Annotated in this window: 24 protein-coding genes; 17 read left to right on the forward strand and 7 right to left on the reverse strand. The window is 66.7% G+C overall.

Annotation, left to right across the window (positions count from 1 at the left end):
- Window positions 1–34: 34 nt before the first annotated feature.
- The 7 genes from CHC02_RS04825 (at window position 35) to CHC02_RS04855 (ending at window position 6,669) form a co-directional block, all read left to right on the forward strand.
- Complete coding sequence (locus CHC02_RS04825) at window positions 35–823, forward strand: 2-keto-4-pentenoate hydratase (protein WP_089390372.1); 789 nt, start codon at window positions 35–37, stop codon at window positions 821–823.
- The gene (locus CHC02_RS04830) at window positions 820–1,245 is read left to right on the forward strand and encodes a RidA family protein (RefSeq protein ID WP_089390373.1); all 426 of its coding nucleotides are present in this window, start codon (window positions 820–822) and stop codon (window positions 1,243–1,245) included. Before CHC02_RS04825 ends, CHC02_RS04830 begins: the two co-directional genes overlap by 4 nt.
- A gap of 20 nt (window positions 1,246–1,265) precedes the next feature.
- Window positions 1,266–1,838, forward strand: a complete 573-nt coding sequence (locus CHC02_RS04835; RefSeq protein WP_089390374.1) for a 3-hydroxyanthranilate 3,4-dioxygenase — start codon at window positions 1,266–1,268, stop codon at window positions 1,836–1,838.
- Window positions 1,835–2,821 (forward strand): amidohydrolase family protein, encoded by a 987-nt coding sequence (locus CHC02_RS04840; protein ID WP_089390375.1) that lies wholly within the window; start codon window positions 1,835–1,837, stop codon window positions 2,819–2,821. The genes CHC02_RS04835 and CHC02_RS04840 overlap by 4 nt, the downstream gene beginning before the upstream one ends.
- A 52-nt stretch (window positions 2,822–2,873) precedes the next feature.
- Complete coding sequence (locus CHC02_RS04845; protein ID WP_089390376.1) at window positions 2,874–3,851, forward strand: LysR substrate-binding domain-containing protein; 978 nt, start codon at window positions 2,874–2,876, stop codon at window positions 3,849–3,851.
- Between the two features lie 191 nt (window positions 3,852–4,042).
- Window positions 4,043–5,305, forward strand: a complete 1,263-nt coding sequence (locus CHC02_RS04850; RefSeq protein WP_089390377.1) for an OprD family porin — start codon at window positions 4,043–4,045, stop codon at window positions 5,303–5,305.
- Between the two features lie 32 nt (window positions 5,306–5,337).
- The gene (locus CHC02_RS04855; RefSeq protein ID WP_089390378.1) at window positions 5,338–6,669 is read left to right on the forward strand and encodes an MFS transporter; all 1,332 of its coding nucleotides are present in this window, start codon (window positions 5,338–5,340) and stop codon (window positions 6,667–6,669) included.
- A 429-nt stretch (window positions 6,670–7,098) separates the two neighbouring features.
- Here CHC02_RS04855 and antC read toward each other — a convergent pair whose 3' ends face one another.
- The 3 genes from antC to antA are packed head-to-tail and all read right to left on the reverse strand — an operon-like array spanning window position 7,099 to window position 10,008.
- On the reverse strand, window positions 7,099–8,115 hold the full coding sequence (gene antC, locus CHC02_RS04860) for an anthranilate 1,2-dioxygenase electron transfer component AntC (protein WP_089390379.1): 1,017 nt from the start codon (window positions 8,113–8,115) through the stop codon (window positions 7,099–7,101).
- A 10-nt stretch (window positions 8,116–8,125) separates the two neighbouring features.
- Window positions 8,126–8,617, reverse strand: coding sequence for an anthranilate 1,2-dioxygenase small subunit (gene antB, locus CHC02_RS04865; RefSeq protein ID WP_089390380.1), 492 nt, complete (start codon window positions 8,615–8,617; stop codon window positions 8,126–8,128).
- Window positions 8,614–10,008 carry an anthranilate 1,2-dioxygenase large subunit gene (gene antA / locus CHC02_RS04870; protein WP_089390381.1) on the reverse strand — a complete coding sequence of 465 codons (1,395 nt, stop codon included), beginning with the start codon at window positions 10,006–10,008 and terminating at the stop codon, window positions 8,614–8,616. The genes antB and antA overlap by 4 nt, the downstream gene beginning before the upstream one ends.
- A 336-nt stretch (window positions 10,009–10,344) precedes the next feature.
- On the opposite strand from antA, the gene CHC02_RS04875 reads away from it, so the two are divergent.
- Window positions 10,345–11,379 (forward strand): AraC family transcriptional regulator, encoded by a 1,035-nt coding sequence (locus CHC02_RS04875; protein WP_089390382.1) that lies wholly within the window; start codon window positions 10,345–10,347, stop codon window positions 11,377–11,379.
- Between the two features lie 312 nt (window positions 11,380–11,691).
- Here the strand turns inward: CHC02_RS04875 and ppnP are convergent, their stop codons facing one another.
- Both ppnP and CHC02_RS04885 read right to left on the reverse strand, forming a co-directional pair.
- A complete protein-coding gene (gene ppnP / locus CHC02_RS04880) occupies window positions 11,692–11,973 on the reverse strand; it encodes a pyrimidine/purine nucleoside phosphorylase (protein WP_089390383.1) in 282 nt (93 codons plus the stop codon).
- Window positions 11,974–12,062: 89 nt separating this feature from the next.
- On the reverse strand, window positions 12,063–12,602 hold the full coding sequence (locus tag CHC02_RS04885; protein WP_089390384.1) for a 3'-5' exonuclease: 540 nt from the start codon (window positions 12,600–12,602) through the stop codon (window positions 12,063–12,065).
- A gap of 126 nt (window positions 12,603–12,728) precedes the next feature.
- On the opposite strand from CHC02_RS04885, the gene CHC02_RS04890 reads away from it, so the two are divergent.
- Window positions 12,729–13,601 (forward strand): NAD(P)-dependent oxidoreductase, encoded by an 873-nt coding sequence (locus tag CHC02_RS04890; RefSeq protein WP_089390385.1) that lies wholly within the window; start codon window positions 12,729–12,731, stop codon window positions 13,599–13,601.
- 1 nt (window position 13,602) lies between these two features.
- Here the strand turns inward: CHC02_RS04890 and CHC02_RS04895 are convergent, their stop codons facing one another.
- A complete protein-coding gene (locus tag CHC02_RS04895; RefSeq protein WP_089390386.1) occupies window positions 13,603–13,944 on the reverse strand; it encodes a DMT family protein in 342 nt (113 codons plus the stop codon).
- A gap of 174 nt (window positions 13,945–14,118) precedes the next feature.
- On the opposite strand from CHC02_RS04895, the gene CHC02_RS04900 reads away from it, so the two are divergent.
- Together CHC02_RS04900 and CHC02_RS04905 are read left to right on the forward strand one after the other, a co-directional pair.
- Entirely contained in the window at window positions 14,119–14,373 is a 255-nt protein-coding gene (locus CHC02_RS04900) for a YkgJ family cysteine cluster protein (RefSeq protein WP_089390387.1), read from the forward strand.
- Between the two features lie 135 nt (window positions 14,374–14,508).
- Window positions 14,509–15,117: an START domain-containing protein gene (locus CHC02_RS04905; RefSeq protein ID WP_089390388.1), complete on the forward strand. Its 609-nt coding sequence runs from the start codon at window positions 14,509–14,511 to the stop codon at window positions 15,115–15,117.
- Window positions 15,118–15,385: 268 nt separating this feature from the next.
- On the opposite strand, the gene gltA is transcribed toward CHC02_RS04905, so the two are convergent.
- Entirely contained in the window at window positions 15,386–16,672 is a 1,287-nt protein-coding gene (gene gltA, locus CHC02_RS04910; protein ID WP_009619373.1) for a citrate synthase, read from the reverse strand.
- A 356-nt stretch (window positions 16,673–17,028) separates the two neighbouring features.
- On the opposite strand from gltA, the gene sdhC reads away from it, so the two are divergent.
- The 6 genes from sdhC to odhB all read left to right on the forward strand — a co-directional run bounded on the left by sdhC (window position 17,029) and on the right by odhB (window position 24,627).
- Window positions 17,029–17,415, forward strand: a complete 387-nt coding sequence (gene sdhC, locus CHC02_RS04915) for a succinate dehydrogenase, cytochrome b556 subunit (protein ID WP_167364784.1) — start codon at window positions 17,029–17,031, stop codon at window positions 17,413–17,415.
- A complete protein-coding gene (gene sdhD, locus CHC02_RS04920; protein ID WP_089390389.1) occupies window positions 17,409–17,777 on the forward strand; it encodes a succinate dehydrogenase, hydrophobic membrane anchor protein in 369 nt (122 codons plus the stop codon). The genes sdhC and sdhD overlap by 7 nt, the downstream gene beginning before the upstream one ends.
- Before the next feature lie 3 nt (window positions 17,778–17,780).
- Entirely contained in the window at window positions 17,781–19,553 is a 1,773-nt protein-coding gene (sdhA, locus tag CHC02_RS04925) for a succinate dehydrogenase flavoprotein subunit (RefSeq protein WP_089390390.1), read from the forward strand.
- Window positions 19,554–19,564: 11 nt separating this feature from the next.
- Window positions 19,565–20,272, forward strand: coding sequence for a succinate dehydrogenase iron-sulfur subunit (locus CHC02_RS04930; RefSeq protein WP_089390391.1), 708 nt, complete (start codon window positions 19,565–19,567; stop codon window positions 20,270–20,272).
- Window positions 20,273–20,523: 251 nt separating this feature from the next.
- Entirely contained in the window at window positions 20,524–23,355 is a 2,832-nt protein-coding gene (locus CHC02_RS04935) for a 2-oxoglutarate dehydrogenase E1 component (RefSeq protein WP_089390392.1), read from the forward strand.
- A gap of 42 nt (window positions 23,356–23,397) precedes the next feature.
- Window positions 23,398–24,627, forward strand: coding sequence for a 2-oxoglutarate dehydrogenase complex dihydrolipoyllysine-residue succinyltransferase (odhB, locus tag CHC02_RS04940; protein WP_089390393.1), 1,230 nt, complete (start codon window positions 23,398–23,400; stop codon window positions 24,625–24,627).
- Window positions 24,628–24,652 lie beyond the last annotated feature (25 nt).

The raw sequence follows: 24,652 nt of genomic DNA on the forward strand, positions 1-24,652 counted from the left end.
CCTACGAAAAGCGTAATCCGCAGGAGTACAGCATATGAGCACCGATATCCAACGCATCGCCCAGGCCCTCGACCAGGCCGCACGGCATGCCGAACCCCTGGCGCAGTTCAGCGCCAGCGCGCCGTTCAGCCTGGACGACGCCTACCGCATCCAGCGCGCCTCCATGCAGCGCCGTTATGCCGACGGCGAGCGCAGCATCGGCGTCAAGCTGGGTTTCACCAGCCGCGCGAAGATGGTCCAGATGGGCGTCGACAGCCTGATCTGGGGCTGGCTCACCGACGCCATGCTGGAAGAGGACGGCGGCCTGGTGGACCTGGCCCGCTACATCCACCCGCGCGTCGAGCCGGAGGTCTGCTTCCTCACCCGCCGCGCCATCGACCGCCCGCTGACCCTGCTGGAAGCGGCCGACTACCTGGAGGCCGTGGCCCCGGCGCTGGAGATCATCGACTCGCGCTACCAGGCCTTCAAGTTCAGCCTGGAGGACGTGGTGGCGGACAACTGCTCCTCCGCCGGCCTCACCGTCGGCCCCTGGTCGCGGGACTTCGCCGGGCTGGCCAACGCCGGCGTGGTGCTGCGCCTGGACGGCCGGGTGGTCCAGGCCGGCTCCACGGCCGCCATCCTCGGCAACCCGCTGCGCAGCCTGGTGCAGGCTTCGCGCCTGCTGCACCAGGCGCAGATCGAACTGCCCGCCGGCAGCCTGGTGATGGCCGGCGCCGCCACCGCCGCCGAGGCGCTGCGGCCCGGCATGCACGTCAGCGTCGAGGTCCAGGGCCTGGGGCAGAGCAGTTTCAGCGTGCGCAACGATCAAGGAGCAACAGCATGAGCGACAACAAAGCCACCGTGGTCGCCGGCAAGGCCACCCCGCGCGGGCGCTTCCCGCACATCAAGCGTGCCGGCGACTTCCTCTTCGTCTCCGGCACCAGCTCGCGGCGCCCGGACAACAGCTTCGTCGGCGTCGAGGTGGACGCCATGGGCACCACCAACCTGGATATCCGCGCGCAGACCCGCGCGGTGATCGAGAACATCCGCGACATCCTCGCCAGCGAGGGTGCGCGCCTGTCGGACGTGGTCGAGATCAGCAGCTTTCTGGTCGATATGAACGACTTCGGCGGTTACAACCAGGTCTACGCCCAGTACTTCGACGAGAATGGCCCCACCCGCACCACCGTGGCCGTGCACCAACTGCCGCACCCGCACCTGCGCATCGAGATCAAGGCCGTGGCCTACGCGCCGCGCCCCCGTTGAACCGCTGGGAGAGAACAACAATGGACAAGCACCACTTCAGCGCCCCCTTCAATTTCAACCGCTGGCTCGACGAGCACGCCCACCTGCTGCAGCCGCCGGTGAACAACCAGCAGATCTGGCAGGGCAGCGACTACATGGTCACCGTGGTCGGCGGGCCGAACCAGCGCACCGACTTCCACGACGACCCGGTGGAAGAGTTCTTCTACCAGTTCAAGGGCAACGCCTACCTGAACATCTGGGACCGCGGCCGCTACGAGCGGGTGGACCTCAAGGAAGGCGACATCTACCTGATGGCCCCGCACGTCATCCATTCGCCGCAGCGCCCCGAGCCCGGCAGCCTGTGCCTGGTCATCGAGCACCGCCGCCCGGCGGGCCAGCATGACGCCCTGCAGTGGTCCTGCGCGCGCTGCGGCTGCCTGGTCAAGCGCTACGAGATGCAGCTGCAGAGCATCGTCGCCGACCTGCCGCCGGTGTACGAGCAGTTCTACGCCACCTCCGACGAGGAGCGCCGCTGCCGCGAATGCGGCGAGATCCACCCGGGCCGCGACTGGCAGGCCTGGCACAAGACACTCAACGAGTTCCACAGCGTATGAAGATCGACATCCACTCGCACTTCTTCCCGACCATCACCCAGGCCGAGGCCGCGCGCCTGCACCCGCAGCGCGCGCCCTGGCTGCGCACCGAGGGCCGGCACGGGCAGATCATGCTCGGCGACAAGCCGTTCCGCCCGGTGCACGACGTGCTCTGGGACCCGCAGCGGCGCCTGGAGCACCTGGACGAACAGGGCCTGGACGTCCAGGTGATGTGCGCCACCCCGGTGATGTTCGGCTACGACCAGCCCATCGAGCGCGCGCTGCCCTGGGCGCAGCTGATGAACGACCGCGCCCTGGAGATGGCCGCCATTGCCCCGGAGCGCCTCAAGGTGCTGGCCCAGGTGCCGTTGCAGGACATCGACGCCGCCTGCCGCGAGGCCAGCCGGGCCAAGGCCTGCGGCCACGTCGGCGTGCAGATCGGCAACCACGTCGGCGAGCGCGACCTGGACGACGCCGGGCTGGAGACCTTCCTGCGCCACTGTGCGCAGGAGGGCATCCCGCTGCTGGTGCACCCCTGGGACATGCTGGGCCGCGAGCGCATGAAGAAGTGGATGCTGCCCTGGCTGGTGGCGATGCCGGCGGAGACCCAGCTGGGCATCCTCTCGCTGATCCTCTCCGGCGCCTTCGAGCGCCTGCCCGAGTCGCTGCGCATCTGCTTCGCCCACGGCGGCGGCGCCTTCGCCTTCCTGCTCGGGCGGGTGGACAACGCCTGGCGCCACCGCGACATCGTCCGCGAGGACTGCCCGCAGCTGCCCTCCAGCTACGTGAAGCGTTTCTTCGTCGACTCGGCGGTATTCGACCCCGGCGCGCTGCGCCTGCTGGTGGAAGTGATGGGCGCCGACCGGGTGATGCTCGGCTCCGACTCGCCCTTCCCGCTGGGCGAACAGAGCATCGGCGCCGGTGTGCTGGAGCACCCGCTGCTGGACGAAACCGACAAGGCGCGCATCTGCGCCGGCAATGCGAGGGCCTTCTTCGACCTTTGAGAGCGTCCATGGCAGGGTGTTGGCGCAATGGCCAGCCAGAGCGAGGTGCCAGATGAAATCCAGCGTCGTATCCGTCGCGCGCAAACTGAAGTTCTACCAGCTGGTGGTGTTCGACCAGGTAGCGCAGAGCGGCTCGCTGCTGCGGGCCGCCCAGGTGCTGAACATGACCCAGCCGGCGGTGACCAAGGTCATCCACGAACTGGAGTCGTACTTCGACGCGCCGCTGCTGGAGCGCGGCAACCGTGGCGTCAGCGTCACCGAGCTCGGCGAATTGGTATTGCGCCGGGCGCGCTCGATGCTCGCCGAGCTGCGCGCACTGGGCGACGAGGTGGAGGCCTTCCGCGAAGGTACCTCCGGGCACGTGGTGGTGGGCACCCTGATTTCCGCCTCCACGTCCTTGCTGCCGCATGCCTTGCGCCTGCTCAAGGCGCGCGCGCCGAAGGTGCTGGTGTCGGTGCGCGTCGGCCAGTTCGACCAATTGTTCCCGGCGTTGATCGGTGGCGAGGTCGACCTGGTGGTGGGCCGAGTGCCGGACGACTGGCCAGTGCGCGGCGAGGCTCGCTCACTGGGCGTGGACGTGCTCTACGAGGAGCGCCTGTGCATCGTCGGCGGCCAGGAGCACCCGCTGCATGGCAGGGCGGGGCTGGGCCTGGCCGACCTGCACGATTGCCCCTGGGTGCTGCCGCCGCCCGGCTCGCTGCTGCGGCAGACGGTTGACCGGCTGTTCACCCGGGCCGGCCTGGCGCTGCCGGGCAACGTCATCGAGTCGCTGTCGGTACTGACCAACGTCGCGCTGATGCAGGACCAGCGGACCGTCGGCCTGCTGCCCCTGGAGACTGCCCGGCAACTGGCGCAACCCGGCGGCGTGCGGGCCTTCGAGCTGGGCATGCCGTTGCGCTTCGGCGACATCGGCTGCTTCCACCCCGGCGAACGTGAGCTGGGGCCGGCGGCACGGCTGTTCCGCGAGTGCCTGGGGATCGCCAGCGCGGAGCAGGGCGCCGACCCCCCGGAGGCGAGATCACCGGCGTAACGGTGCTGTTGCACATTCGCAATCAGCGGATGCAGGCCGTCGACTAAGCGGATAGCCCCGTTCACTCGACTGGTCGCTAATGGCGTGGACCGGCCGCCCGGTCCGCGGCGATGACGACCTTCCTTCGTAGGCCGCCTGCGGGCGGCCTGGGGGAAGTATTTGCCTACAACAACTACAAGAGTGCAAAGAACATGAGCAATCCACGCAACCTGTCCTGGGCCGCGTTGGCTTCGGGCTCCCTGGCGACGCTACCGCAGGTAGAAGCCGGCGAGGGCCTGGCCGAGGGCGCCAGCGCCACCTTGCAGGCGCGCAACTACTACTTCAGCCGCGACTACTCGGACATCGTCGGCGCCAACCCGCAATCGAAGACGGAGGAGTGGGCCCAGGGCTTCATCCTCGACTTCCGTTCCGGCTACACGCCGGGGCCCGTGGGCCTTGGCCTGGACGCCATCGGCCTGCTCGGCCTGAAGCTGGACAGCAGCCCGGAGCGGACCAACAGCGGGCTGCTGCCGGTGGACGGCGACGGTCGCGCGCCGGACGACTACAGCCGCCTGGGCGTGGCGCTGAAGGCGAAGGTCTCGCGCAGCGAACTCAAGCTCGGCGAACTGCAGCCCAACCTGCCGGTGCTGCCGGCCAGCGACAACCGCCTGCTGCCGCCCACCTACCAGGGCGCCATGCTGGCTTCCGCCGAGATTCCCGGCCTGGCCCTGCAGGCGGGCCGGCTGGAGTCCTACAGCGTGCGCAACGAGGCCGGCACCAGCGACCTGCAGGCGATGGTCGGCGCGACGCCCTACCGCCAGGTGGAAAGCGACGCCTTCAACTTCGCCGGCGGCGACTACGACTTCAACGCCAAGCGCACCCGCGCCAGCCTCTGGTACGGCCAGCTGGAAGACATCTACCGCCAGGGTTTCCTCGGCCTCAGGCACAGCCAGCCCGCCGGCGACTGGGTGCTGGGCGGCAACCTCGGCTTCTACGACGCCAAGGAGGATGGCAAGCGCCTGCTCGGCGACCTGGACAACCGCGCCTTCTACGCGCTGCTCTCGGCCAGGCGCGGCGGGCACACCTTCTACGTCGGCTACCAGGGCATGTTCGGCGACGACGGCTTCCCGCGGGTGTTCCCCAACGTGGCGCCGCTGGGCAACGAGGTGCCCACCTTCATGTTCGCCTCGGCCGACGAGCGTTCCTGGCAGGTGCGCCACGACTACGACTTCGCCGCCCTCGGCATCCCCGGCCTGAGCACCACGCTGCGCTACCTGCGCGGCAGCAACGTCGATACCGGCAGGGGCTTCGAGGGCCGTGACCGCGAGCGCGACCTGGATCTGGCCTACACGCTGCAGAGCGGCCCGCTGGCCGGGCTGAACATCCGCCTGCGCAACGCCATGGCCCGTTCCAACTACCTCACCGACATCGACGAGAACCGCCTGATCCTCAGCTACACCTGGAAGCTCTTCTGAGCCGGCCCACCCCTAGCAACGAGAAGAACCCCATGAACAGACAAACCCTGCGCGTCAGCGACGTGATCGACAACAGTCCGCTGTCCGCCCTGCAGATCCGCGTGTTGCTGCTGTGCTTCCTGGTAGTGGTGCTCGATGGTTTCGACACCGCCGCCATCGGCTACATCGCCCCCGAACTGGTGCGTGACTGGGGCATCGAGCGCGCCCAGCTGGCCCCGGCCTTCGCCGCCGGGTTGTTCGGCATGCTGGTGGGCAGCGTCGGCTTCGGCCCGGTGGCCGACCGCCGCGGGCGCAAGCTGGTGCTGCTGCTGAGCCTGCTGATCGTGGCCCTGGGCACCCTGGCCTGTGCCTTTGCGCCGAACATCGAGGTGCTCACCGTGCTGCGCTTCTTCACCGGCATCGGCCTGGGCGGCGTGCTGCCCAACGCCATCACCCTCAGCTCGGAATACTCCCCGGCGCGGCGGCGCATGCTGCTGGTGACCCTCAGCTATTCCGGCTTCACCCTCGGCCTGGCCCTGGGCGGCTGGGTGGCGGCCATGCTGTTGCCGCTGGTGGGCTGGAAGGGGCTGCTGCTGTGCGGCGGGCTGGCGCCGCTGGTGTTGCTGCCGGCGCTCTGGCTGGCGCTGCCGGAGTCGATCTGCTTCATGGCCGGCAAGCCGGCGCTGGTCGAGCGCCTGCGGGCCATTCTCGAGCGTATCGGTGGCAGCCGCGACTGGGTGGCCGTCGAGCTGCTCGGCGACGAGCCCCGTGGCCAGGCGCGTTCGCCGGTGTCCTCGCTGTTCACCGACGGCCGCGCCTTGCGCACCCTGATGCTGTGGCTGACGTTCTTCTGCTGCCTGTTCGTCTTCTACCTGCTGACCAGTTGGCTGCCGACCATCCTCCGCGACAGCGGCTACGCCCTCGGCCAGACCGCGCGCATCGCCGCCATGCTGCCGTTCGGCGGGGTGGTGGGCGGCATCGCCATGGCCATGCTGATGGACCGCGTCGGCGCGAACCGGGTTCTGCCGCCGCTGTGCCTGGCCGCGGCCGTCGCCCTGGCGCTGACCGGCACCCAGCTGGGCCACGCCACGGCGCTGCTGCTGATGGTCTTCGTGGTCGGCTTCACCCTGACCGGCGCGCTGAACAACCTGAGCATCCTCGCCGCCACCTTCTACCCGACCCACGCCCGCGCCACCGGCGTGGCCTGGGCCCTGAGCGCCGGGCGCGCCGGCTCCATCATCGGCTCCTCGCTGGGCGCCTGGCTGTTCGCCGCTGCGGGTGGGCTGCAGTTGTTCTTCCTGTGGATCGCAGTGCCGGTGCTGCTGGCCAGCCTGGCGCTGTTCGCCATGACGCTGACGCGCTCCCGCGCGGCGCAGATGGCCTGATGCCGGGTCCGATCGACAGGAACGCCGGGCTCGACCATGACGTAGGGCGTATAACCGTTCGCGGTTATACGCCGATACACCCAGGCCAAAACCCACGCCAAGGCCAACCCCGAAGCCGCCTGGGGCCAGGGCCAAGCGGCGGATAACGCCGTAGGCGTTATGCGCCCTACGTCGGGCGTAGGGCGTATAACCGTTCGCGGTTATACGCCGATACACCCAGGCCAAAACCCACGCCAAGGCCAACCCCGAAGCCGCCTGGGGCCAGGGCCAAGCGGCGGATAACGCCGTAGGCGTTATGCGCCCTACGTCGAGGGCGTATACGCCGAACCTCGGAGCCGCCGTAGGAGGACTCCGTCCGCGATAAACCGCCCCGCGCGGTGCCCCGCATGAAAAAGGCCCGCGAGCGGGCCTTTTCGTTGCTACCGGAACTCAGCTGTTGCTCTGGGTGAACTTCTCCAGGTACAGCCGGCCGTTCTCCAGCCCCTGCGCCTGCAGCCAGTCCTTCACCGACTCGACCATCGGCGGCGGGCCGCACAGGTACATGTCGAAGGGCGCATCGCGCAGGGCCGCGGCGTCGAAGTGCCCGGTGACGTAGCCGCGCCTGCCGTCCCAGCCGTCGTCGTCGCTGATCACCGGGGTGAAGGCGAAGCCGGGGATGCGTTCGGCGTAGGCGGCGATGCGCTCCAGCTCGCAGAGGTCCGCCGCCTGGCGCACGCCGTAGTACAAGTGCACCGGCTGGCCGCAGCCGCCGGCCTCGGCCAGTTCGTCGAGCATGCCGAGGAAGGCCGACAGGCCGGTGCCGCCGGCCACCAGCAGCAGCGGGCGTTCGACGTGGCGCAGGTAGAAGGTGCCCAGCGGCGCCTCGAAGGGAATGACGTCGCCCACCTGGCAGCGCTCGCGGATGTAGTTGCTCATGGCGCCGTCGGGCAGCAGGCGGATGAGGAACTGCAGTTGATTGCCGGCGCCCGGCCGGTTGGCGAAGGAGTAGGAGCGCACCGCGTCGGTGCCCGGCACCTGCAGGCGGGCGTACTGGCCGGGCAGGTAGTCCGGCGCCGGGCCCTCCACCTGCAGGCGCAGGATGGCGGTGCTCGCCGAGACCTGCTCGACGCCGCTGACCACGCCGCGATGGCTGGCCGGGCCCGCGGCGCTGCACAGGCTGGAGTCGAAGTCGAAGTAGAACGCGGCGTCGGACTGCACGCGGGTCTGGCAGCTGAGGATCTTGCGCTGGGCCAGGTCCTCGGGGGAGAGGGTTTCCTCGTCGGCGTAGTCCATTTCGTAACGGCCGGACTCGCAGCGGCCCATGCAGGTGCCGCAGACGCCCTCGCGGCAGTCCAGGGGAATCTTGATGCCGTTGCGCAGCGCGGCGTCGAGGAGGATCTCGTTGCCCTGCACGGGGAAGAACAGCGTCTTGCCGTCGGCGAAGCTGAAGGCGACCTTGTGGTTCATCGGGCCATCCTCACAGGTGGTAGAAGTCGAGCACCGAGTCGATGCGGTCGTTGAGCAGCAGCACGTGCTTGCGGGCGATCAGCCAGCTCTCGCCGGCCGGGCGCAGGTGGTAGGTGGCGTGGCCGAAGAATTGCCCGGGGCTTTCCAGGCGGTAGAACAGGGTGTGCCAGTTGGCGCGCACTTCCAGCTCGCCGCCGTCCAGTTCGCGGATGCGCACGTTGTCGATGCCGTGCAGGGTGCGCGGCATGGGGATGGTGGAGGCGGCCTTGCCGGTGCGGATGCGGAACACCCGGTCCTCCAGGCCGGCGCGGCTGGCGTAGTAGATCAGCGACATGCCGCGCCTGGGGTCGGTGGTGTAGACGTGCTCGGAATCCCACTGCGGGACGTGGAACTCGCTGTCTTCGCTGAACATCGCCAGGTAGCCGTCCCAGTCCTGGGCGTCGCACAGCTCGGCGTTGCGGTAGAGGAACTGTTCCACCCGGTATTGCAGTTGCGCGTTCATGCCTGCACCTCCTTCGGCTGCAGGGCCTTGCGTTCCAGGCCGTCGAGCAGGAAGCGCTGCCAGTGCTGGTGCTGGTTGACGTAGAGGCCTTCGTGGGTGAGCTCGGTGCCGGTGAGCACGGGCGCGATGCCCAGGGTTTCGCTGTTCGGCGTGGCCCCCTCGACCCATTTGCCCTGGCCGCGGGAGATGTCGCTCCAGCGTTCCAGGCGGCCCTGGAAGCCGCGCTGCTGCTCGCGGAATTCCACCAGGTCGTCCGGCGTGCCCATGCCGGAGACGTTGAAGAAGTCCTCGAACTGGCGGATGCGGTTCTCGCGGTCCTGGTCCGACTCGCCCTTGACGCCGATGCACTGGCTGATGACTTCGGTCCTGTTCCAGGCGATGGGGCGGACGATGCGCAGCTGCGAGCTGATCTGGTCCATGAAGAACAGGCTGGGGTAGATGTTCAGGTTGCGCAGGCGGTGCATCATCCACTCGGCTTTGGCCTGGCCGTGTTCGGCGACCAGGCGCGGCATCACGCTGGCGTAGCCGGGGCGCACGCTGGGGTTGGGCATGTCGCTGAACAGTACGCTGTGGCCGTTGCGGAAGCTGAACCAGCCGTCGTCGGTCTGCGCGTCGCCGGCGCCGAGCTTGCTGTAGTCCAGGGTGCCGCTGGCGCTGCCGTTCGCGGCGTTGACCTGCTGGCGGTGCTGCACGGTGGCCACGTAGTTGTAGTGCACGGTGCTGACGTGGTAGCCGTCCAGGCCGTTCTCGTTCTGCAGCTTCCAGTTGCCCTCGAAGGTGTAGGCGGAGCGGCCCGGCAGCACTTCCAGCTCGCCGGTGGGGGATTGCGCCACCATCATGTCGAAGAAGACCTTCGCGTCGCCGAGGAAATCTTCCAGGGTGTCGGTGGCATTGACGTCGAGGCTGATGAAGACGAAGCCCTTGTAGCTTTCGATGCGGGCCTTCTTCAGGCCGCGGCTGGCCTTGTCGAAGTCCGCCGGGTACTCGCCGGGGGCCTTGACCTTCACCAGGCGGCCGTCGCTCTTGTAGCACCAGGCGTGGAAGGGGCAGGTGAAGGTGGACTGGTTGCCCTTGCACACCCGGGTGAGGGTGGCGCCGCGGTGCTGGCAGGCGTTGATCAGGGCGTTCAGCTGGCCGCCGGCGTCGCGGGTGATGATCATCGGCTGGCGCCCGGCGCGCATCGTGACGAAGTCGTTGGGGTTGGCGATCTCGCTTTCGTGGCAGGCGTAGATCCACTGCTTCTCGAAGATCAGCTCCATCTCCAGGTCGAACAGTTCCGGCTCGGTGAACATGTCCCGGGCGATGCGGTACACCCCTTCGGCGGGGCGGAAGTCCAGGCAGCCACGGATGTAGTCCTGCCACTGTGCAAGGCTCTTGCTTGGTGCGTTCATTGTTGTTGTCCCATCGGGCGGATCGGTGGCCCCATTTCACGGCCGGCGCGCCCTGGCGGTCTATCCGCCCAGTGAGGGAAGGCGATCCGCAAAATTGGCGGCCTGGTAACACCGCGGCGCACGGGTTGGGTAGATGCTGCCCAGCCGCGGTGCGCCGAGCGTCGGCGGGTGGCGCGGGCGGGGTGCCGGAAGGAGGGTGATGGTCCGGAAAGTGGGCGAACACTATCCGTATACTGAGGCTTTGCCGACAATCCGTGGCCCGCAGGTACGCGTCTTGCTGCACACTGGGCGCAAGCGCCGCCAGAGCCGCCCCGAACAAGCCGTGAGTGCCCAGCGATGAACCCGAAGAACCCCGCTCGCTTCCGTGACATCCACGCCGACCGTCTCGACCTCGCCGCCGCCCGCAACTGGATGTCGAGCATCTGCGGGCCCCACCGCCTGCACGCCGGGCGGCCCGAGGCGGTGCGCTTCCAGCACAGCGGCAGCGTGCTCAAGGGCATGTCCACCACCCTGGGCTGCATCGAGTACGGCACCGAGGTGACCATCGGCATCGTCGAGGCCGAGCGCTTCAACAGCTACAGCCTGAGCCTGCCGCTGGTCGGCGAGCAGGAGCTGAGCGTGGCCGGGCGCTACCTGCAGTCGAACCCGCAGCGCGGGGTGATCGTCTCGCCCAACCAGAGCCAGGAGCTGAACATCACCGGCGACTGCCGCAAGCTGCAGGTGGTGATCCCGCTGCTGGCCATGCGCCGCACCCTGGAGGAGATGCTCCAGCGCCCGGCCGAGCGGCCCCTGGTGTTCGAGCCGGAGATGGACGCCCGGGACGGCGCGGCGGCGGCCTGGTGGCGCATGGTCCGCCACCTGAACGAGGAGATGGAACTGAGCGAGCTGTTCGGCCAGGCCTTCTTCAGTCGCGACCTGGAGCGCGCGCTGCTCAAGGGGCTGATTCTCGCCCAGCCGAACAACTACAGCGAGGCGCTGCGCCAGTGCCTGGCCGAGAAGGTGCCGCACTACCTGCTGCGCGCCCGCGAGCACATCCACGCCCATGCCCGCGAGGCCCTGGGCCTGGACGACCTGGAAGCGGCCGCCGGGGTGTCGCGCTTCAAGCTGTTCGAGGGCTTCCGCAAGTACTTCGGCAGCGCCCCCATGACCTACCTGAAGCACTACCGCCTGCACGGGGTGCGCCAGGACATCCTCGCCAGCGGCGCTTCCCGCAGCATCTCCGAGATCGCCCTGGGCTGGGGCTTCGCCCACCTGGGGCGCTTCGCCGGCGACTACCGCAAGCTGTTCGGCGAGACGCCCAGCGCGACGCAGCAGCGGTTGCATGGCTTGAGTGGGAGAGGGGGATGTAGGCGCGAGCTTGCTCGCGAATAGCGCTTCCCGGTTACTCCTGCACTCGGGCGTACCCCGCTCCCTCTCCCTGAAGGGAGAGGGGACCGTTGGGCAGACGCTGGTGCTCTGGAGTTAGCCGGCAGCCCCGAAAGTTGCCGGCTGAAACCTGGCCTTCTCTCGGCACGGACAAGCCCCCTCTCCCTTCAGGGAGAGGGCTGGGGAGAGGGGACGTGCCTAAGCCAAACACAGCAGTCACCGGTAGAACACCATTCGCGAGCAAGCTCGCTCCTACATTGCATTCCACCAATAAAAAACCGGCCCCAGGGGCCGGTTTCTTCAAAACATCGCCCGAACTCAGCGATATTCGCACAGGTAAGCGGTATCCACCGCGACCTTCAGCTGGAACTTGCTGTTGCCCGGCACGGTGAACTGGCTGCCCGCGGCGAAGGTCTCCCACTCGTCGCTGCCCGGCAGCTTGACGGTCAGGGCGCCGGCGACCACGTGCATGATCTCCAGCTGGCTGGTGCCGAATTCGTACTCGCCGGGGGCCATGACGCCGATGGTGGCCGGGCCTTCGCTCATGCCGAAGGCGATGGATTTGACGGTGCCGTCGAAGTACTCGTTGACCTTGAACATGGGGGCTGCTCCTGCAACAGGGGGTAGGGGAGGGCGAAAAAAGGAGCGCCAGTATGCCCAAGGCGGTGGGCAGCGTCACTACGCGGCCTTCACAGCGCCAGGGGCAGCAGCCGGGCGGTGTTGCGGGCGTCTTCCAGGGCGCGGTGCTGCTGGCCCTGGAAGTGCAGGCCGGCCAGTTGCAGCGCGGTGTTCAGGCCCACCGGGCGCTTGAGCTGGCGGGCCTGGGCGAAGCGCTGCTTGAGGTTCAGGTGCGGCACCTGGCTGAGGTGGCTGGCGATGCGCTGGTTGCGCCATTCCAGTTCCAGCTGGTGGCGGTCGTAGTCGCCCCAGCTGGCCCAGCCGGCCAGGCGCGGGCTGTGCTGCGCCAGCCAGCGTTCGAACTGCGGCCAGACCTCGGCCAGCGGCGCGGCGCCGTCGACGTCGGCCTGGCTGATGTGCGTGAGTTCGCGGCAGAAGCTGGTCAGCAGCGGACGGCGCTGCGGCCGCACGAAGCGCTGGAAGTGGTCCAGCTCGCGGCCATCTGCGGCGGCCACCAGGGTCGCGCCTATCTCGATGATCTCCATTTCCTCGACCGGCCAGCCACCTTCCTCGGTGGTGGCTTCCAGGTCGATCACCAGCCAGTGGGGCATAGGGCCTGCTCGCGCGAGTGGGACGGTGGGCCGCAGGGGCGGCGCCTGGCATGCAGTATGGAAGGCCTTTCGGGGCTCGGCAAACCGCTGCTAGGCTAGCCCGATCGACAACAGGGAGCTGGAGCCATGGCGAAAGTCGCGTTCATCGGCCTGGGTGTCATGGGCTACCCCATGGCCGGGCATCTGCAGGCCAAGGGGCATGAGGTCTGCGTCTACAACCGCACGCCGGCGCGCGCCGCGCAGTGGGTCGCCGAGCATGGCGGCGGTTCCGCGCCGACGCCGCGCGAGGCCGCGGCGCAGGCGGAATTCGTGATGTGCTGCGTGGGCAACGACGACGACCTGCGCAGCGTGGTGCTGGGGCCCGACGGCGCCCTCGCCGGGATGCAGCCGGGCAGCGTGTTCGTCGACCACACCACGGCCTCGGCGGCGGTGGCCCGGGAGCTGGCGCTGCAGGCCGCCGAGCGCGAGCTGGGCTTCCTCGACGCGCCGGTGTCCGGCGGCCAGGCCGGCGCCGAGAACGGCGTGCTGACGGTGATGGTGGGCGGCGAGGAGGCCTTCTACCGGCGCGCCGAGCCGGTGATCGCCGCCTATGCGCGGAGGGTCCGGCTGATGGGTCACAGCGGCGCCGGGCAACTGACCAAGATGGTCAACCAGATCTGCATCGGCGGCCTGCTCCAGGGGCTGTCCGAGGCCCTGCATTTCGCCCGCTGCGCCGGCCTGGACGGCGAGGCCGCCATCGAGGTCATCAGCAAGGGCGCGGCGCAGTCCTGGCAGATGGAGAACCGCCACAAGAGCATGCTGGAAGGTCGCTTCGACTTCGGCTTCGCCGTGGACTGGATGCGCAAGGACTTCGCCATCGTGCTCGACGAGGCGCGGCACAATGGCGCGCAGTTGCCGGTGACGGCGCTGGTCGACCAGTTCTACGCCGAGGTGCAGGCCGCCGGTGGCGGGCGCTGGGACACCTCGAGCCTGATCAGCCGGCTGAAGCCGCGCGCCTGAATCAGCTGCGGAAGATGAAGTAGACCGCGCCCAGCAGGCACAGGCCGGCCCAGAGGTAGTCCAGCTTCAGCGGCTGCTGCATGAAGAACACGCTGAAGGGCACGAACACCGCCAGGGCGATGACCTCCTGCATGATCTTCAGCTGGCCCACCGACAGCGCGGTATAGCCGATGCGGTTGGCCGGCACCTGCAGCAGGTACTCGAACAGCGCGATGCCCCAGCTGACCAGGGCGGCGATGATCCACGGCTTGGTGTTCAGCGTCTTCAGGTGGCCGTACCAGGCGAAGGTCATGAACAGGTTGGAGAACGCCAGGAGGGTGGCGGTTTGGGCCCAGACCGGCATGGGGTGCTCTCGGAGGCGGGGAGGGCGCCAGCCTAAATCGCCGCGCCCGCGCCGCCAAGGGGCAGCAGGCGATGCAAGGCCCTTGGCGGCGGGCGCCGCTGGGCTTATCCTCCGCGCCGCGCACCGGCCCTGCGGTGCGCCATCCCTGTCGCACCCTTCCGAGAGCCCACAACGATGCAATGCCGTGCCGGCTGTGGCGCCTGCTGCGTGGCGCCGTCGATCTCCTCGCCCATCCCCGGCATGCCCGGCGGCAAGCCCGCGGGCGTGCGCTGCGTGCAGCTGGACGAGCGCAACCTCTGCCGCCTGTTCGGCCGGCCCGAGCGCCCGGCGGTGTGCGCGGCCTTCGACGCCGATGCCGAGGTCTGCGGCAGCAGCAACGGGGAAGCCCTGCGCATCCTCGCCGAATGGGAACGGATCACCGCCGCCTGAGTGACTTGGAAGTCACGTTTTCAGGGGCCATACTGGCGCCCATCCTGACTGCCGAACCGCTCAGGATCGCGGATTTGCACGGGCCCGGCGCTTGGCCGGCCCGGCCAGACCAACAATAACCAGAGGAAGAAGACGATGCGTGGCATCCTGCGTATGACCCTGTTGAGCGCCGCCCTGCTGGGCGCCTGCGGCGCCGCCATGGCCGAGGACTGGCAACTGGCCAAGGACGAGGACGGCGTCAAGGTCTACCTGAGCAGCGTCCCGGGCTCGAAGTACAAGGCCTACCGCGGCGTGGTCGACATCAAGGCCGACGTGGCCAGCATCAACGCCCTGCAGGAAGACGTGAAGGGCTCCTGCAAGTGGATCCACGCCTGCGCCGAGATGCGCCTGCTCAAGAGCGAGGGCGACAACTCCTGGACCTACTCGAAGATCGACATGCCCTGGCCGGTGACCGGCCGCGACGTGGTGATCCACGTGACCACCGAGAAGACCGCCGACGGCGGCCTCATCCGCCACCTGCAGGCCGAGCCGACCTACATCCCCGAAGAGAAGGGCGAGATCCGCGTGCCCAAGCTGGTCGGCGAATGGAAGCTGGTGCCCAAGGGCACGGGCGTCACCGAGGTGACCTACCAGGTGCAGACCGAGCCGGGCGGCAGCATCCCGTCCTGGCTGGCCAACAGCTTCGTGGTGGATGCGCCGATGAACACCCTGAAGGGGCTGCGCGCGGCTGCCGAGAAGCGCTGAGGCTGGGCGTTCGCGTCGAAGAGGCCGCCGCTGGGCGGCCTTTTTCATGGCGGAGTTGGATAGTCCGGCGCAGCCGGTGGGTTCAATCGCGGACGTGCCCAACCGTAGGGCGCATAACCGTTCGCGGTTATCCGCCGTTGACCGGTGCACCGGAGCCCGGTGAAAACGGCGGATAACGCCGTAGGCGTTATGCGCCCTACGGGGTGCATGGCTCGGCGCCATAAAAGAAAAAGGCCGCCGAAGCAGCCTTTTCCCATCCCGGCGGGACTTACTTGCGAGCGCCGAGCTCGACGAAGTCGCGCTGGGTGTGGCCGGTGTACAGCTGGCGCGGGCGGCCGATCTTGTACGGGCCGGAGAGCATTTCCTGCCAGTGCGAGATCCAGCCCACGGTACGTGCCAGGGCGAAGATCACGGTGAACATGCTGGTCGGGATGCCGATGGCCTTGAGGATGATGCCCGAGTAGAAGTCCACGTTCGGGTAGAGGTTGCGCTCCACGAAGTAGGGGTCGTGGCGGGCGATCTCTTCCAGCTTCATGGCCAGCTCCAGCTGCGGGTCGTTGATGCCCAGCTCGCTGAGCACCTCGTCGCAGGTCTGTTTCATGACCTTGGCGCGCGGGTCGAAGTTCTTGTACACGCGGTGGCCGAAGCCCATCAGCTTGAACGGATCGTTCTTGTCCTTGGCCTTGGCCACGAACTTCTCGATGTTCGAAACGTCGCCGATCTCGTCCAGCATGCGCAGTACCGCTTCGTTCGCACCACCGTGGGCCGGGCCCCAGAGGGCGGCGATGCCGGAGGCGATGCAGGCGAACGGGTTGGCGCCGGAGGAGCCGGCCAGGCGCACGGTCGAGGTCGAGGCGTTCTGCTCGTGGTCGGCGTGCAGGATGAAGATGCGGTCCATGGCCTTGGCCAGCACGGGGCTGATCGGCTTGGTCTCGCAGGGGGTGTTGAACATCATGTGCAGGAAGTTTTCTGCGTAGCTCAGGTCGTTGCGCGGATACATCATCGGCTGACCCATGGAGTACTTGTACACCATGGCGGCGATGGTCGGCATCTTGGCGACCAGGCGGTGCGCGGAAATCTCGCGATGCTTGGGGTTATTGATGTCCAGGGAGTCGTGGTAGAAGGCGGAGAGGGCGCCGATCACGCCGCACATGATGGCCATCGGGTGGGCATCGCGGCGGAAGCCGTTGAAGAAGGTCTTCAGCTGCTCGTGAACCATGGTGTGGTTCTTGATGGTGCCGACGAACTGTTCCTTCTGCTCGGCGGTGGGCAGTTCGCCCTTGAGCAGCAGGTAGCAGGTCTCCAGGTAGTCGGATTTCTCGGCCAGTTGCTCGATCGGATAGCCGCGGTGCAGCAGTACGCCCTTGTCGCCGTCGATATAGGTGATCTTCGACTCGCAGGAGGCGGTGGACATGAAGCCAGGATCGAACGTGAAGTGGCCCGTGGAGGTCAGACCCCGCACATCCACTACATCGGGGCCCAGCGTGCCGGAGAGGACGGGCAGTTCGACGGGGGCTGCGCCCTCGATGATCAACTGCGCTTTCTTGTCAGCCATGATTAGGCCTCCTATTAATGCTTGAAATCATCTGTACGACCCCCCACGCAGGGCCCGCACCACTATAGAGAGATAAATCCGATTGTCAATTTGCAAGAAGTGGTGCCCGACAGCCCCTCCAACTGCCTGTTTTGGCGAAAAAAATCGCCTATTTACGCCTTTTCCCGGGGTGCGGCAATAAGTCCTTAGGCGAAGGCGATTCCGTTGTCATTAGGAGCCTAACTGTCTATACTCGGCGACCAGCCGCTGGGGCCCTCCAGGCCTCGCTCCACAGGCGGTTGTCACTCCCGAAGGTGATGGGTACCTGACAAGTGCACCTCCCGACAACTAGCCCTGCAGTTCGAAGGGCTCTCAGTGTGAAAAAAGCCGTGAATAGCAAACGACCTGTAAACCTAGACCTAAGGACCATCAAACTCCCTGTCACTGCTTACACGTCCATTCTCCACCGCATCTCTGGCGTCATCCTGTTCGTGGGCATTGCCGTGCTGCTGTTCGCGCTCGACAAGTCCCTGGCATCGGAAGACAGCTTCGAGCAGGTGAAGGCGTGTCTGGCCCATCCGTTGGCCAAGCTTGTGATCTGGGGCCTGCTCTCCGCGCTGCTGTACCACCTGGTAGCCGGCATTCGTCACCTCGTCATGGACGCAGGTATCGGCGAGACGCTGGAAGGTGGCAAGCGTGGTTCGAAAATCGTCATCGCCATTGCCGTGGTGCTGATCGTTCTGGCGGGGGTCTGGGTATGGTAACTAACGTCACTAACTTCTCGCGTTCCGGCCTCTACGACTGGATGGCCCAACGCGTTTCTGCGGTCGTTCTCGCGGCTTATGTGCTTTTCCTGCTGGGTTACCTGATCGCACACCCGAACATTTCCTACGAGGAGTGGCATGGTCTGTTCTCCCACAGCCTGATGAAGATCTTCAGTCTTCTCACGCTGGTTGCCCTGAGCGTGCACGCCTGGGTCGGCATGTGGACCATCACCACCGACTACCTGACTCAGATGGCGCTGGGCAAGCCCGCGACCATCGTGCGTTTCCTCGTCCAGGCGGTATGCGGCATGGCCATGTTCGCATTCTTCGTCTGGGGTGTGCAGATTCTCTGGGGTAACTGATCCATGGCAAGCATTCGCACTCTCTCCTTCGACGCCATCATCGTTGGTGGCGGCGGCGCCGGCATGCGTGCCGCGCTGCAACTGGCCCAGGGCGGCCACAAGACCGCCGTGGTGACCAAGGTCTTCCCGACCCGCTCGCACACCGTTTCCGCCCAGGGCGGCATCACCTGCGCCATCGCCTCGGCCGACCCGAACGACGACTGGCGCTGGCACATGTACGACACCGTCAAGGGCTCCGACTACATCGGTGACCAGGACGCCATCGAATACATGTGCTCCGTCGGCCCGGAAGCCGTGTTCGAGCTGGAACACATGGGCCTGCCGTTCTCCCGTACCGAGCAGGGCCGCATCTACCAGCGTCCGTTCGGTGGCCAGTCCAAGGACTTCGGCAAGGGTGGCCAGGCCGCCCGTACCTGCGCCGCGGCCGACCGTACCGGTCACGCCCTGCTGCACACCCTGTACCAGGCCAACCTGAAGAACGGCACCTCCTTCCTCAACGAGTGGTACGCCGTCGACCTGGTGAAGAACCAGGACGGCCACGTGGTCGGCATCATCGCCATCGACATCGAGAGCGGCGACACCATTTATATCCGCTCCAAGGCCGTGGTCCTGGCCACCGGCGGTGCGGGCCGCATCTACGCCTCCACCACCAACGCCCTGATCAACACCGGCGACGGCGTGGGCATGGCCCTGCGCGCCGGCGTACCGGTGCAGGACATCGAGATGTGGCAGTTCCACCCGACCGGCATCGCCGGCGCCGGTGTACTGGTCACCGAAGGTTGCCGTGGTGAAGGCGGCTACCTGATCAACGCCCATGGCGAGCGCTTCATGGAGCGTTACGCGCCGAACGCCAAGGACCTGGCCGGCCGCGACGTGGTCGCACGCTCCATGGTCAAGGAAGTGATCGCCGGCAACGGCGTGGGCCCGAACAAGGACCACGTGCTGCTGAAGCTCGACCACCTCGGCGAGGAAGTCCTGCACAGCCGCCTGCCCGGCATCTGCGAACTGTCCAAGACCTTCGCCCACGTCGACCCGGTGGTCGCGCCCATCCCGGTCATCCCGACCTGCCACTACATGATGGGCGGCGTCGCCACCAACATCCATGGCCAGGCCCTGACCATGGACGCCAACGGCAACGACCAGATCGTCGAAGGCCTGTTCGCGGTCGGCGAAGTCGCCTGCGTATCGGTGCACGGCGCCAACCGCCTGGGCGGCAACTCGCTGCTCGACCTGGTGGTCTTCGGCCGCGCCACCGGCCTGCACCTGGAAAAGGCCCTGAAAGAGGGCATCGAGCACCGCGGCGCCTCCGAGTCCGACCTGGAAGCCTCCTTCAAGCGCCTGAACGGCGTGAACGAGCGCACCAGCGGCGAAGAAGTCGCCCCGCTCAAGCGCGAACTGCAGCAGTGCATGCAGAACTACTTCGGTGTATTCCGTACCGGCGAATACATGCAGAAGGGTATCGCCCAACTGGCTGACCTGCGCGATCGCATCGCCAACGTCAAGATCAACGACAAGAGCCAGGCTTTCAACACCGCGCGCATCGAAGCGCTGGAACTGCAGAACCTCCTCGAGGTGGCCGAAGCCACCGCCATCGCGGCCGAAAACCGCAAAGAGTCCCGCGGCGCCCATGCCCGCGAAGACTTCGAGGAGCGCGACGACGAGAACTGGCTGTGCCACACCCTGTACTTCCCGGGTGAGAAGCGCGTTGCCAAGCGTGCCGTCAACTTCGCGCCGAAGACCGTTCCGGCATTCGAACCCAAGGTTCGTACTTACTAAGGGTGCCCGTCATGTTGAAAGTAAGTGTTTACCGCTACAACCCGGAGAAGGACGCTGCACCGTACATGCAGGACTTCGACGTCGATACCCAGGGCAAGGACGTGATGGTCCTGGACGTGCTGGCGCTGATCAAGGAACAGGACGAGGGCTTCTCCTACCGTCGTTCCTGCCGCGAGGGCGTCTGCGGCTCCGACGGCATGAACATCAACGGCAAGAACGGCCTGGCCTGCATCACTCCGCTGTCGGCCGCCGGCCTGAAGGGCGGCAAGCTGGTGCTGCGCCCGCTGCCGGGCCTGCCGGTGATCCGTGACCTGGTCGTCGATATGCGCATCTTCTACAAGCAGTACGAGAGCGTTAAGCCGTACCTGCAGAACAAGTATGCCGCGCCGGCGATCGAACGCCTGCAGAGCCCCGAAGAGCGCGAAAAGCTGGACGGTCTGTACGAGTGCATCCTGTGCGCCTGCTGCTCGACCTCCTGCCCGTCGTTCTGGTGGAACCCGGACAAGTTCCTCGGCCCCGCCGCGCTGCTGCAGGCCTATCGTTTCCTGGCCGACAGCCGTGACACGGAAACCCAGGCTCGCCTGGCCAGCCTGGACGATCCGTTCAGCGTGTTCCGTTGCCGTGGAATCATGAACTGCGTGAATGTCTGCCCGAAAGGCCTGAACCCGACCAAGGCCATCGGTCACATTCGCAACATGCTGCTGCAGAGCGGGACCTGATCCCACTCGCTGCCGCATGAGGCAAGAGCAATACCCGTACCGCCGGAACATTGTCCGGCGGTACGGTTGCAACGGGCCCCAGCCCACAAAGCCGGGGTTCTGACTCTGAAAACGTATATATGACCAGCAGGGGCATCCGGGCTGGTACCCGGACTATCTGCGGGAACCTTTTGTGGCTACCAGTCGCTGCACAGGGCTGGGTCCCCCGAGAGTTCCATCAGGTGGAGTCCCCTTACCGAGGGTGACCAAGCATGCACGAAAGCGTAATGCAGCGGATGTGGAACAGTGCCCATCTATCCGGTGGGAACGCTGCCTACGTCGAAGAGCTCTACGAGCTCTACCTGCACGACCCGAACGCTGTGCCAGAAGAGTGGCGCACGTACTTCCAGAAGCTCCCTGCCGACGGCAATCCCGCCCCCGACGTCTCGCATTCCTCCATCCGTGATCATTTCGTGCTCCTGGCCAAGAACCAGCGCCGCGCCGCGCCTGTTTCCGCCGGCAGCGTCAGCACCGAGCACGAGAAGAAGCAGGTCGAAGTCCTGCGCCTGATCCTGGCGTACCGGCTGCGTGGACATCAGGCCGCGAAGCTCGATCCGCTGGGTCTCTGGGTGCGTACCGCGCCTTCGGACCTGTCGCTGGATCACTACGGGCTGACCGCCGCTGACCTCGACACCACCTTCCGCACCGGTGAGCTCTACATCGGCAAGGAAGAGGCCACCCTGCGTGAAATCCTCGATGCGCTGAAGCAGACCTACTGCAGCACCATCGGCGCGGAGTTCATGCACATCGTCGATTCCGAGCAGCGCCACTGGTTCGCCCAGCGCCTGGAAAGCGTGCGCGGCCGTCCGGCGTATTCCGCCGATGCCCGCGCCCACCTGCTCGAACGCCTGACGGCGGCCGAGGGCCTGGAGAAGTACCTGGGCACCAAGTACCCGGGCACCAAGCGTTTCGGTCTTGAAGGCGGCGAAAGCCTGATTCCGATGGTCGACGAGATCATCCAGCGCTCCGGCTCCTACGGCGTCAAGGAAATCGTCATCGGCATGGCCCACCGCGGCCGCCTGAACGTCCTGGTCAACACCCTCGGCAAGAACCCGCGCGACCTCTTCGACGAGTTCGAGGGCAAGAAGCTGGTCGAGCTGGGCTCGGGCGACGTGAAGTACCACCAGGGCTTCTCTTCCAACGTCATGACCAGCGGCGGCGAAGTCCACCTGGCGCTGGCCTTCAACCCCTCGCACCTGGAGATCGTCTCCCCGGTGGTCGAGGGCTCGGTACGCGCCCGCCAGGACCGTCGCAAGGACGGCAACGGCGACAAGGTGGTACCGATTTCCATCCACGGCGACGCCGCCTTCGCGGGGCAGGGCGTGGTCATGGAAACCTTCCAGATGTCCCAGACCCGTGCCTACAAGACCGGCGGCACCATCCACATCGTGATCAACAACCAGGTCGGCTTCACCACCAGCCGCCAGGACGACGCGCGCTCCACCGAGTACGCGACCGACGTTGCCAAGATGATCCAGGCGCCGATCTTCCACGTGAACGGCGACGACCCGGAAGCGGTGCTGTTCGTCACCCAGCTGGCCGTCGACTACCGCATGCAGTTCAAGCGTGACGTGGTCATCGACCTGGTCTGCTACCGCCGCCGCGGCCACAACGAGGCCGACGAGCCCAGCGGCACCCAGCCGCTGATGTACCAGCAGATCGCCAAGCAGCGCACCACCCGCGACCTGTATGCCGACGCGCTGATCGCGGCCGGCGTGCAGACCGCCGAGCAGGCCCAGGAAAAGGTCGACGAATACCGCGACGCCCTGGACAACGGCCAGCACGTGGTGAAGAGCCTGGTCAAGGAGCCGAACAAGGAGCTCTTCGTCGACTGGCGTCCGTACCTGGGCCACGCCTGGACCGCGCGTCACGACACCCGCTTCGACCTGAAGACCCTGCAGGAGCTGTCCAGCAAGCTGCTGGAGACCCCGGACGGTTTCGTCATGCAGCGCCAGGTGCAGAAGATCTACGAAGACCGCGCCAAGATGGCCGCCGGCGGCATGCCGATCAACTGGGGCTTCGCCGAGAACCTGGCCTACGCCACCCTGCTGTTCGAAGGCCACCCGGTGCGCATGACCGGCCAGGACGTCGGCCGCGGCACCTTCTCGCACCGCCACGCGGCGCTGCACAACCAGAAGGACGACTCGGTCTACATCCCCCTGGCCCACCTGTTCGACGGCCAGCCGCGCGTCAGCCTGTACGACTCCTACCTCTCGGAAGAGGCGGTTCTGGCGTTCGAATACGGCTACGCCACCACCATGCCGAACGCGCTGGTGATCTGGGAAGCCCAGTTCGGTGACTTCGCCAACGGTGCGCAAGTGGTGATCGACCAGTTCATCACCAGCGGCGAGACCAAGTGGCAGCGCCTGTGCGGCCTGACCATGCTGCTGCCGCATGGCTACGAAGGCCAGGGCCCGGAGCACTCCTCCGCGCGTCTGGAGCGTTACCTGCAGCTGTGCGCCGAGCAGAACATCCAGGTCTGCGTGCCGACCACCCCGGCGCAGGTCTACCACATGCTGCGCCGCCAGGTGATCCGTCCGCTGCGCAAGCCGCTGATCGTCATGACGCCGAAGTCGCTGCTGCGCCACAAGCTGGCCATCTCGACCCTGGAAGACCTGGCCAACGGCTCGTTCCAGACCGTCATCGACGAGATCGACAGCCTGGATCCGAAGAAGGTCGACCGCATCGTCCTGTGCAGCGGCAAGGTCTACTACGACCTGCTGGAGAAGCGCCGTGCCGAAGGCCGCGAGAACATCGCGATCATCCGCCTGGAACAGCTGTACCCGTTCCCGGAAGACGACCTGGCCGAGGTCCTGTCCAAGTACAAGAACCTCAAGCACGTCGTCTGGTGCCAGGAAGAGCCGATGAACCAGGGGGCCTGGTACTGCTCGCAGCACCACATGCGCCGTGTCATCGCCGCGCACAAGAAGGGCCTCAACCTGGAATACGCCGGCCGCGACGGCTCGGCCGCCCCGGCTTGCGGCTACGCTTCGATGCACGCCGAGCAGCAGGAAAAACTGCTGCAAGACGCCTTCACCGTTTAACGCCAACGCGCAGTAGATACCGAATTTAAGGAAACACACACAATGGCTATCGAAATCAAAGCCCCAACCTTCCCGGAATCGGTCGCCGACGGCACCGTCGCCACCTGGCACAAGAAGGTCGGTGAAGCCGTCAAGCGTGACGAACTGATCGTCGACATCGAGACCGACAAGGTGGTCATCGAGGTGCTGGCCGAGGCCGACGGCGTACTGGCCGAGATCATCAAGAACGAAGGCGACACCGTCCTCTCCAACGAACTGCTCGGCAAGCTGAGCGAGGGCGGCGCCGCGGCCGCCGCCCCGGCCGCCGCCGCTCCGGCTGCTGCCCCGGCTGCCGCTGCCGCTCCGGCCGCCGCCGGCGAAGACGCCATCCTCTCGCCGGCCGCGCGCAAGCTGGCCGAAGAGAACGGCATCGACCCGAACAGCATCGCCGGCACCGGCAAGGGCGGTCGCGTGACCAAGGAAGACGTGGTCGCCGCCGTCGAGGCCAAGAAGAACGCCCCGGCTGCCGCTCCGGCCGCCGCCAAGCCGGCCGCTCCGGCCGCCGAGGCCCCGGTGTTCGCCGCCGGCGATCGCGTCGAGAAGCGCGTGCCGATGACCCGCCTGCGCGCCAAGGTCGCCGAGCGCCTGGTCGAAGCCCAGTCCTCCATGGCCATGCTGACTACCTTCAACGAAGTCAACATGAAGCCGATCATGGACCTGCGCAACAAGTACAAGGACCTGTTCGAGAAGAAGCACAACGGCGTGCGCCTGGGCTTCATGTCCTTCTTCGTCAAGGCCGCCACCGAAGCCCTGAAGCGCTTCCCCGGCGTCAACGCCTCGATCGACGGCAACGACATCGTCTACCACGGCTACCAGGACATCGGTGTCGCCGTGTCCAGCGACCGCGGCCTGGTGGTACCGGTACTGCGTAACGCCGAGTTCATGAGCCTGGCCGAGATCGAGAACGGCATCGCCACCTTCGGCAAGAAGGCCAAGGACGGCAAGCTGTCCATCGAAGACATGACCGGTGGTACTTTCACCATTTCCAACGGTGGCGTATTCGGTTCTCTGCTGTCGACGCCGATCGTCAACCCGCCGCAGACCGCCATCCTCGGCATGCACAAGATCCAGGAACGCCCGATGGCCGTTAACGGCCAGGTGGTGATCCTGCCGATGATGTACCTGGCGCTGTCCTACGACCACCGCATGATCGACGGCAAGGAAGCGGTGAGCTTCCTGGTCGCCATGAAGGACCTGCTGGAAGACCCGGCTCGTCTGCTGCTGGACGTCTGATTCGTCATTTCACCCGACGGCCCCG

The sequence above is a fragment of the Pseudomonas delhiensis genome (genome assembly GCF_900187975.1).
Classification (GTDB): domain Bacteria; phylum Pseudomonadota; class Gammaproteobacteria; order Pseudomonadales; family Pseudomonadaceae; genus Pseudomonas; species Pseudomonas delhiensis.

Excerpts from the sequence above, each read along its gene's own strand:
- CHC02_RS04930 (WP_089390391.1), top strand. The coding sequence starts at position 19,565 with ATGTTGAAAGTAAGTGTTTACCGCTACAACCCGGAGAAGGACGCTGCA.
- CHC02_RS04855 (WP_089390378.1), top strand. The coding sequence starts at position 5,338 with ATGAACAGACAAACCCTGCGCGTCAGCGACGTGATCGACAACAGTCCG.
- sdhD (WP_089390389.1), top strand. The coding sequence starts at position 17,409 with ATGGTAACTAACGTCACTAACTTCTCGCGTTCCGGCCTCTACGACTGG.
- CHC02_RS04905 (WP_089390388.1), top strand. The coding sequence starts at position 14,509 with ATGCGTGGCATCCTGCGTATGACCCTGTTGAGCGCCGCCCTGCTGGGC.
- sdhA (WP_089390390.1), top strand. The coding sequence starts at position 17,781 with ATGGCAAGCATTCGCACTCTCTCCTTCGACGCCATCATCGTTGGTGGC.
- CHC02_RS04900 (WP_089390387.1), top strand. The coding sequence starts at position 14,119 with ATGCAATGCCGTGCCGGCTGTGGCGCCTGCTGCGTGGCGCCGTCGATC.
- CHC02_RS04875 (WP_089390382.1), top strand. The coding sequence starts at position 10,345 with ATGAACCCGAAGAACCCCGCTCGCTTCCGTGACATCCACGCCGACCGT.
- CHC02_RS04835 (WP_089390374.1), top strand. The coding sequence starts at position 1,266 with ATGGACAAGCACCACTTCAGCGCCCCCTTCAATTTCAACCGCTGGCTC.
- CHC02_RS04825 (WP_089390372.1), top strand. The coding sequence starts at position 35 with ATGAGCACCGATATCCAACGCATCGCCCAGGCCCTCGACCAGGCCGCA.
- antB (WP_089390380.1), bottom strand. The coding sequence starts at position 8,617 with ATGAACGCGCAACTGCAATACCGGGTGGAACAGTTCCTCTACCGCAAC.
- CHC02_RS04845 (WP_089390376.1), top strand. The coding sequence starts at position 2,874 with ATGAAATCCAGCGTCGTATCCGTCGCGCGCAAACTGAAGTTCTACCAG.
- CHC02_RS04935 (WP_089390392.1), top strand. The coding sequence starts at position 20,524 with ATGCACGAAAGCGTAATGCAGCGGATGTGGAACAGTGCCCATCTATCC.
- antC (WP_089390379.1), bottom strand. The coding sequence starts at position 8,115 with ATGAACCACAAGGTCGCCTTCAGCTTCGCCGACGGCAAGACGCTGTTC.
- CHC02_RS04895 (WP_089390386.1), bottom strand. The coding sequence starts at position 13,944 with ATGCCGGTCTGGGCCCAAACCGCCACCCTCCTGGCGTTCTCCAACCTG.
- gltA (WP_009619373.1), bottom strand. The coding sequence starts at position 16,672 with ATGGCTGACAAGAAAGCGCAGTTGATCATCGAGGGCGCAGCCCCCGTC.
- odhB (WP_089390393.1), top strand. The coding sequence starts at position 23,398 with ATGGCTATCGAAATCAAAGCCCCAACCTTCCCGGAATCGGTCGCCGAC.
- CHC02_RS04840 (WP_089390375.1), top strand. The coding sequence starts at position 1,835 with ATGAAGATCGACATCCACTCGCACTTCTTCCCGACCATCACCCAGGCC.
- ppnP (WP_089390383.1), bottom strand. The coding sequence starts at position 11,973 with ATGTTCAAGGTCAACGAGTACTTCGACGGCACCGTCAAATCCATCGCC.
- CHC02_RS04890 (WP_089390385.1), top strand. The coding sequence starts at position 12,729 with ATGGCGAAAGTCGCGTTCATCGGCCTGGGTGTCATGGGCTACCCCATG.
- CHC02_RS04830 (WP_089390373.1), top strand. The coding sequence starts at position 820 with ATGAGCGACAACAAAGCCACCGTGGTCGCCGGCAAGGCCACCCCGCGC.
- CHC02_RS04850 (WP_089390377.1), top strand. The coding sequence starts at position 4,043 with ATGAGCAATCCACGCAACCTGTCCTGGGCCGCGTTGGCTTCGGGCTCC.
- CHC02_RS04885 (WP_089390384.1), bottom strand. The coding sequence starts at position 12,602 with ATGCCCCACTGGCTGGTGATCGACCTGGAAGCCACCACCGAGGAAGGT.
- antA (WP_089390381.1), bottom strand. The coding sequence starts at position 10,008 with ATGAACGCACCAAGCAAGAGCCTTGCACAGTGGCAGGACTACATCCGT.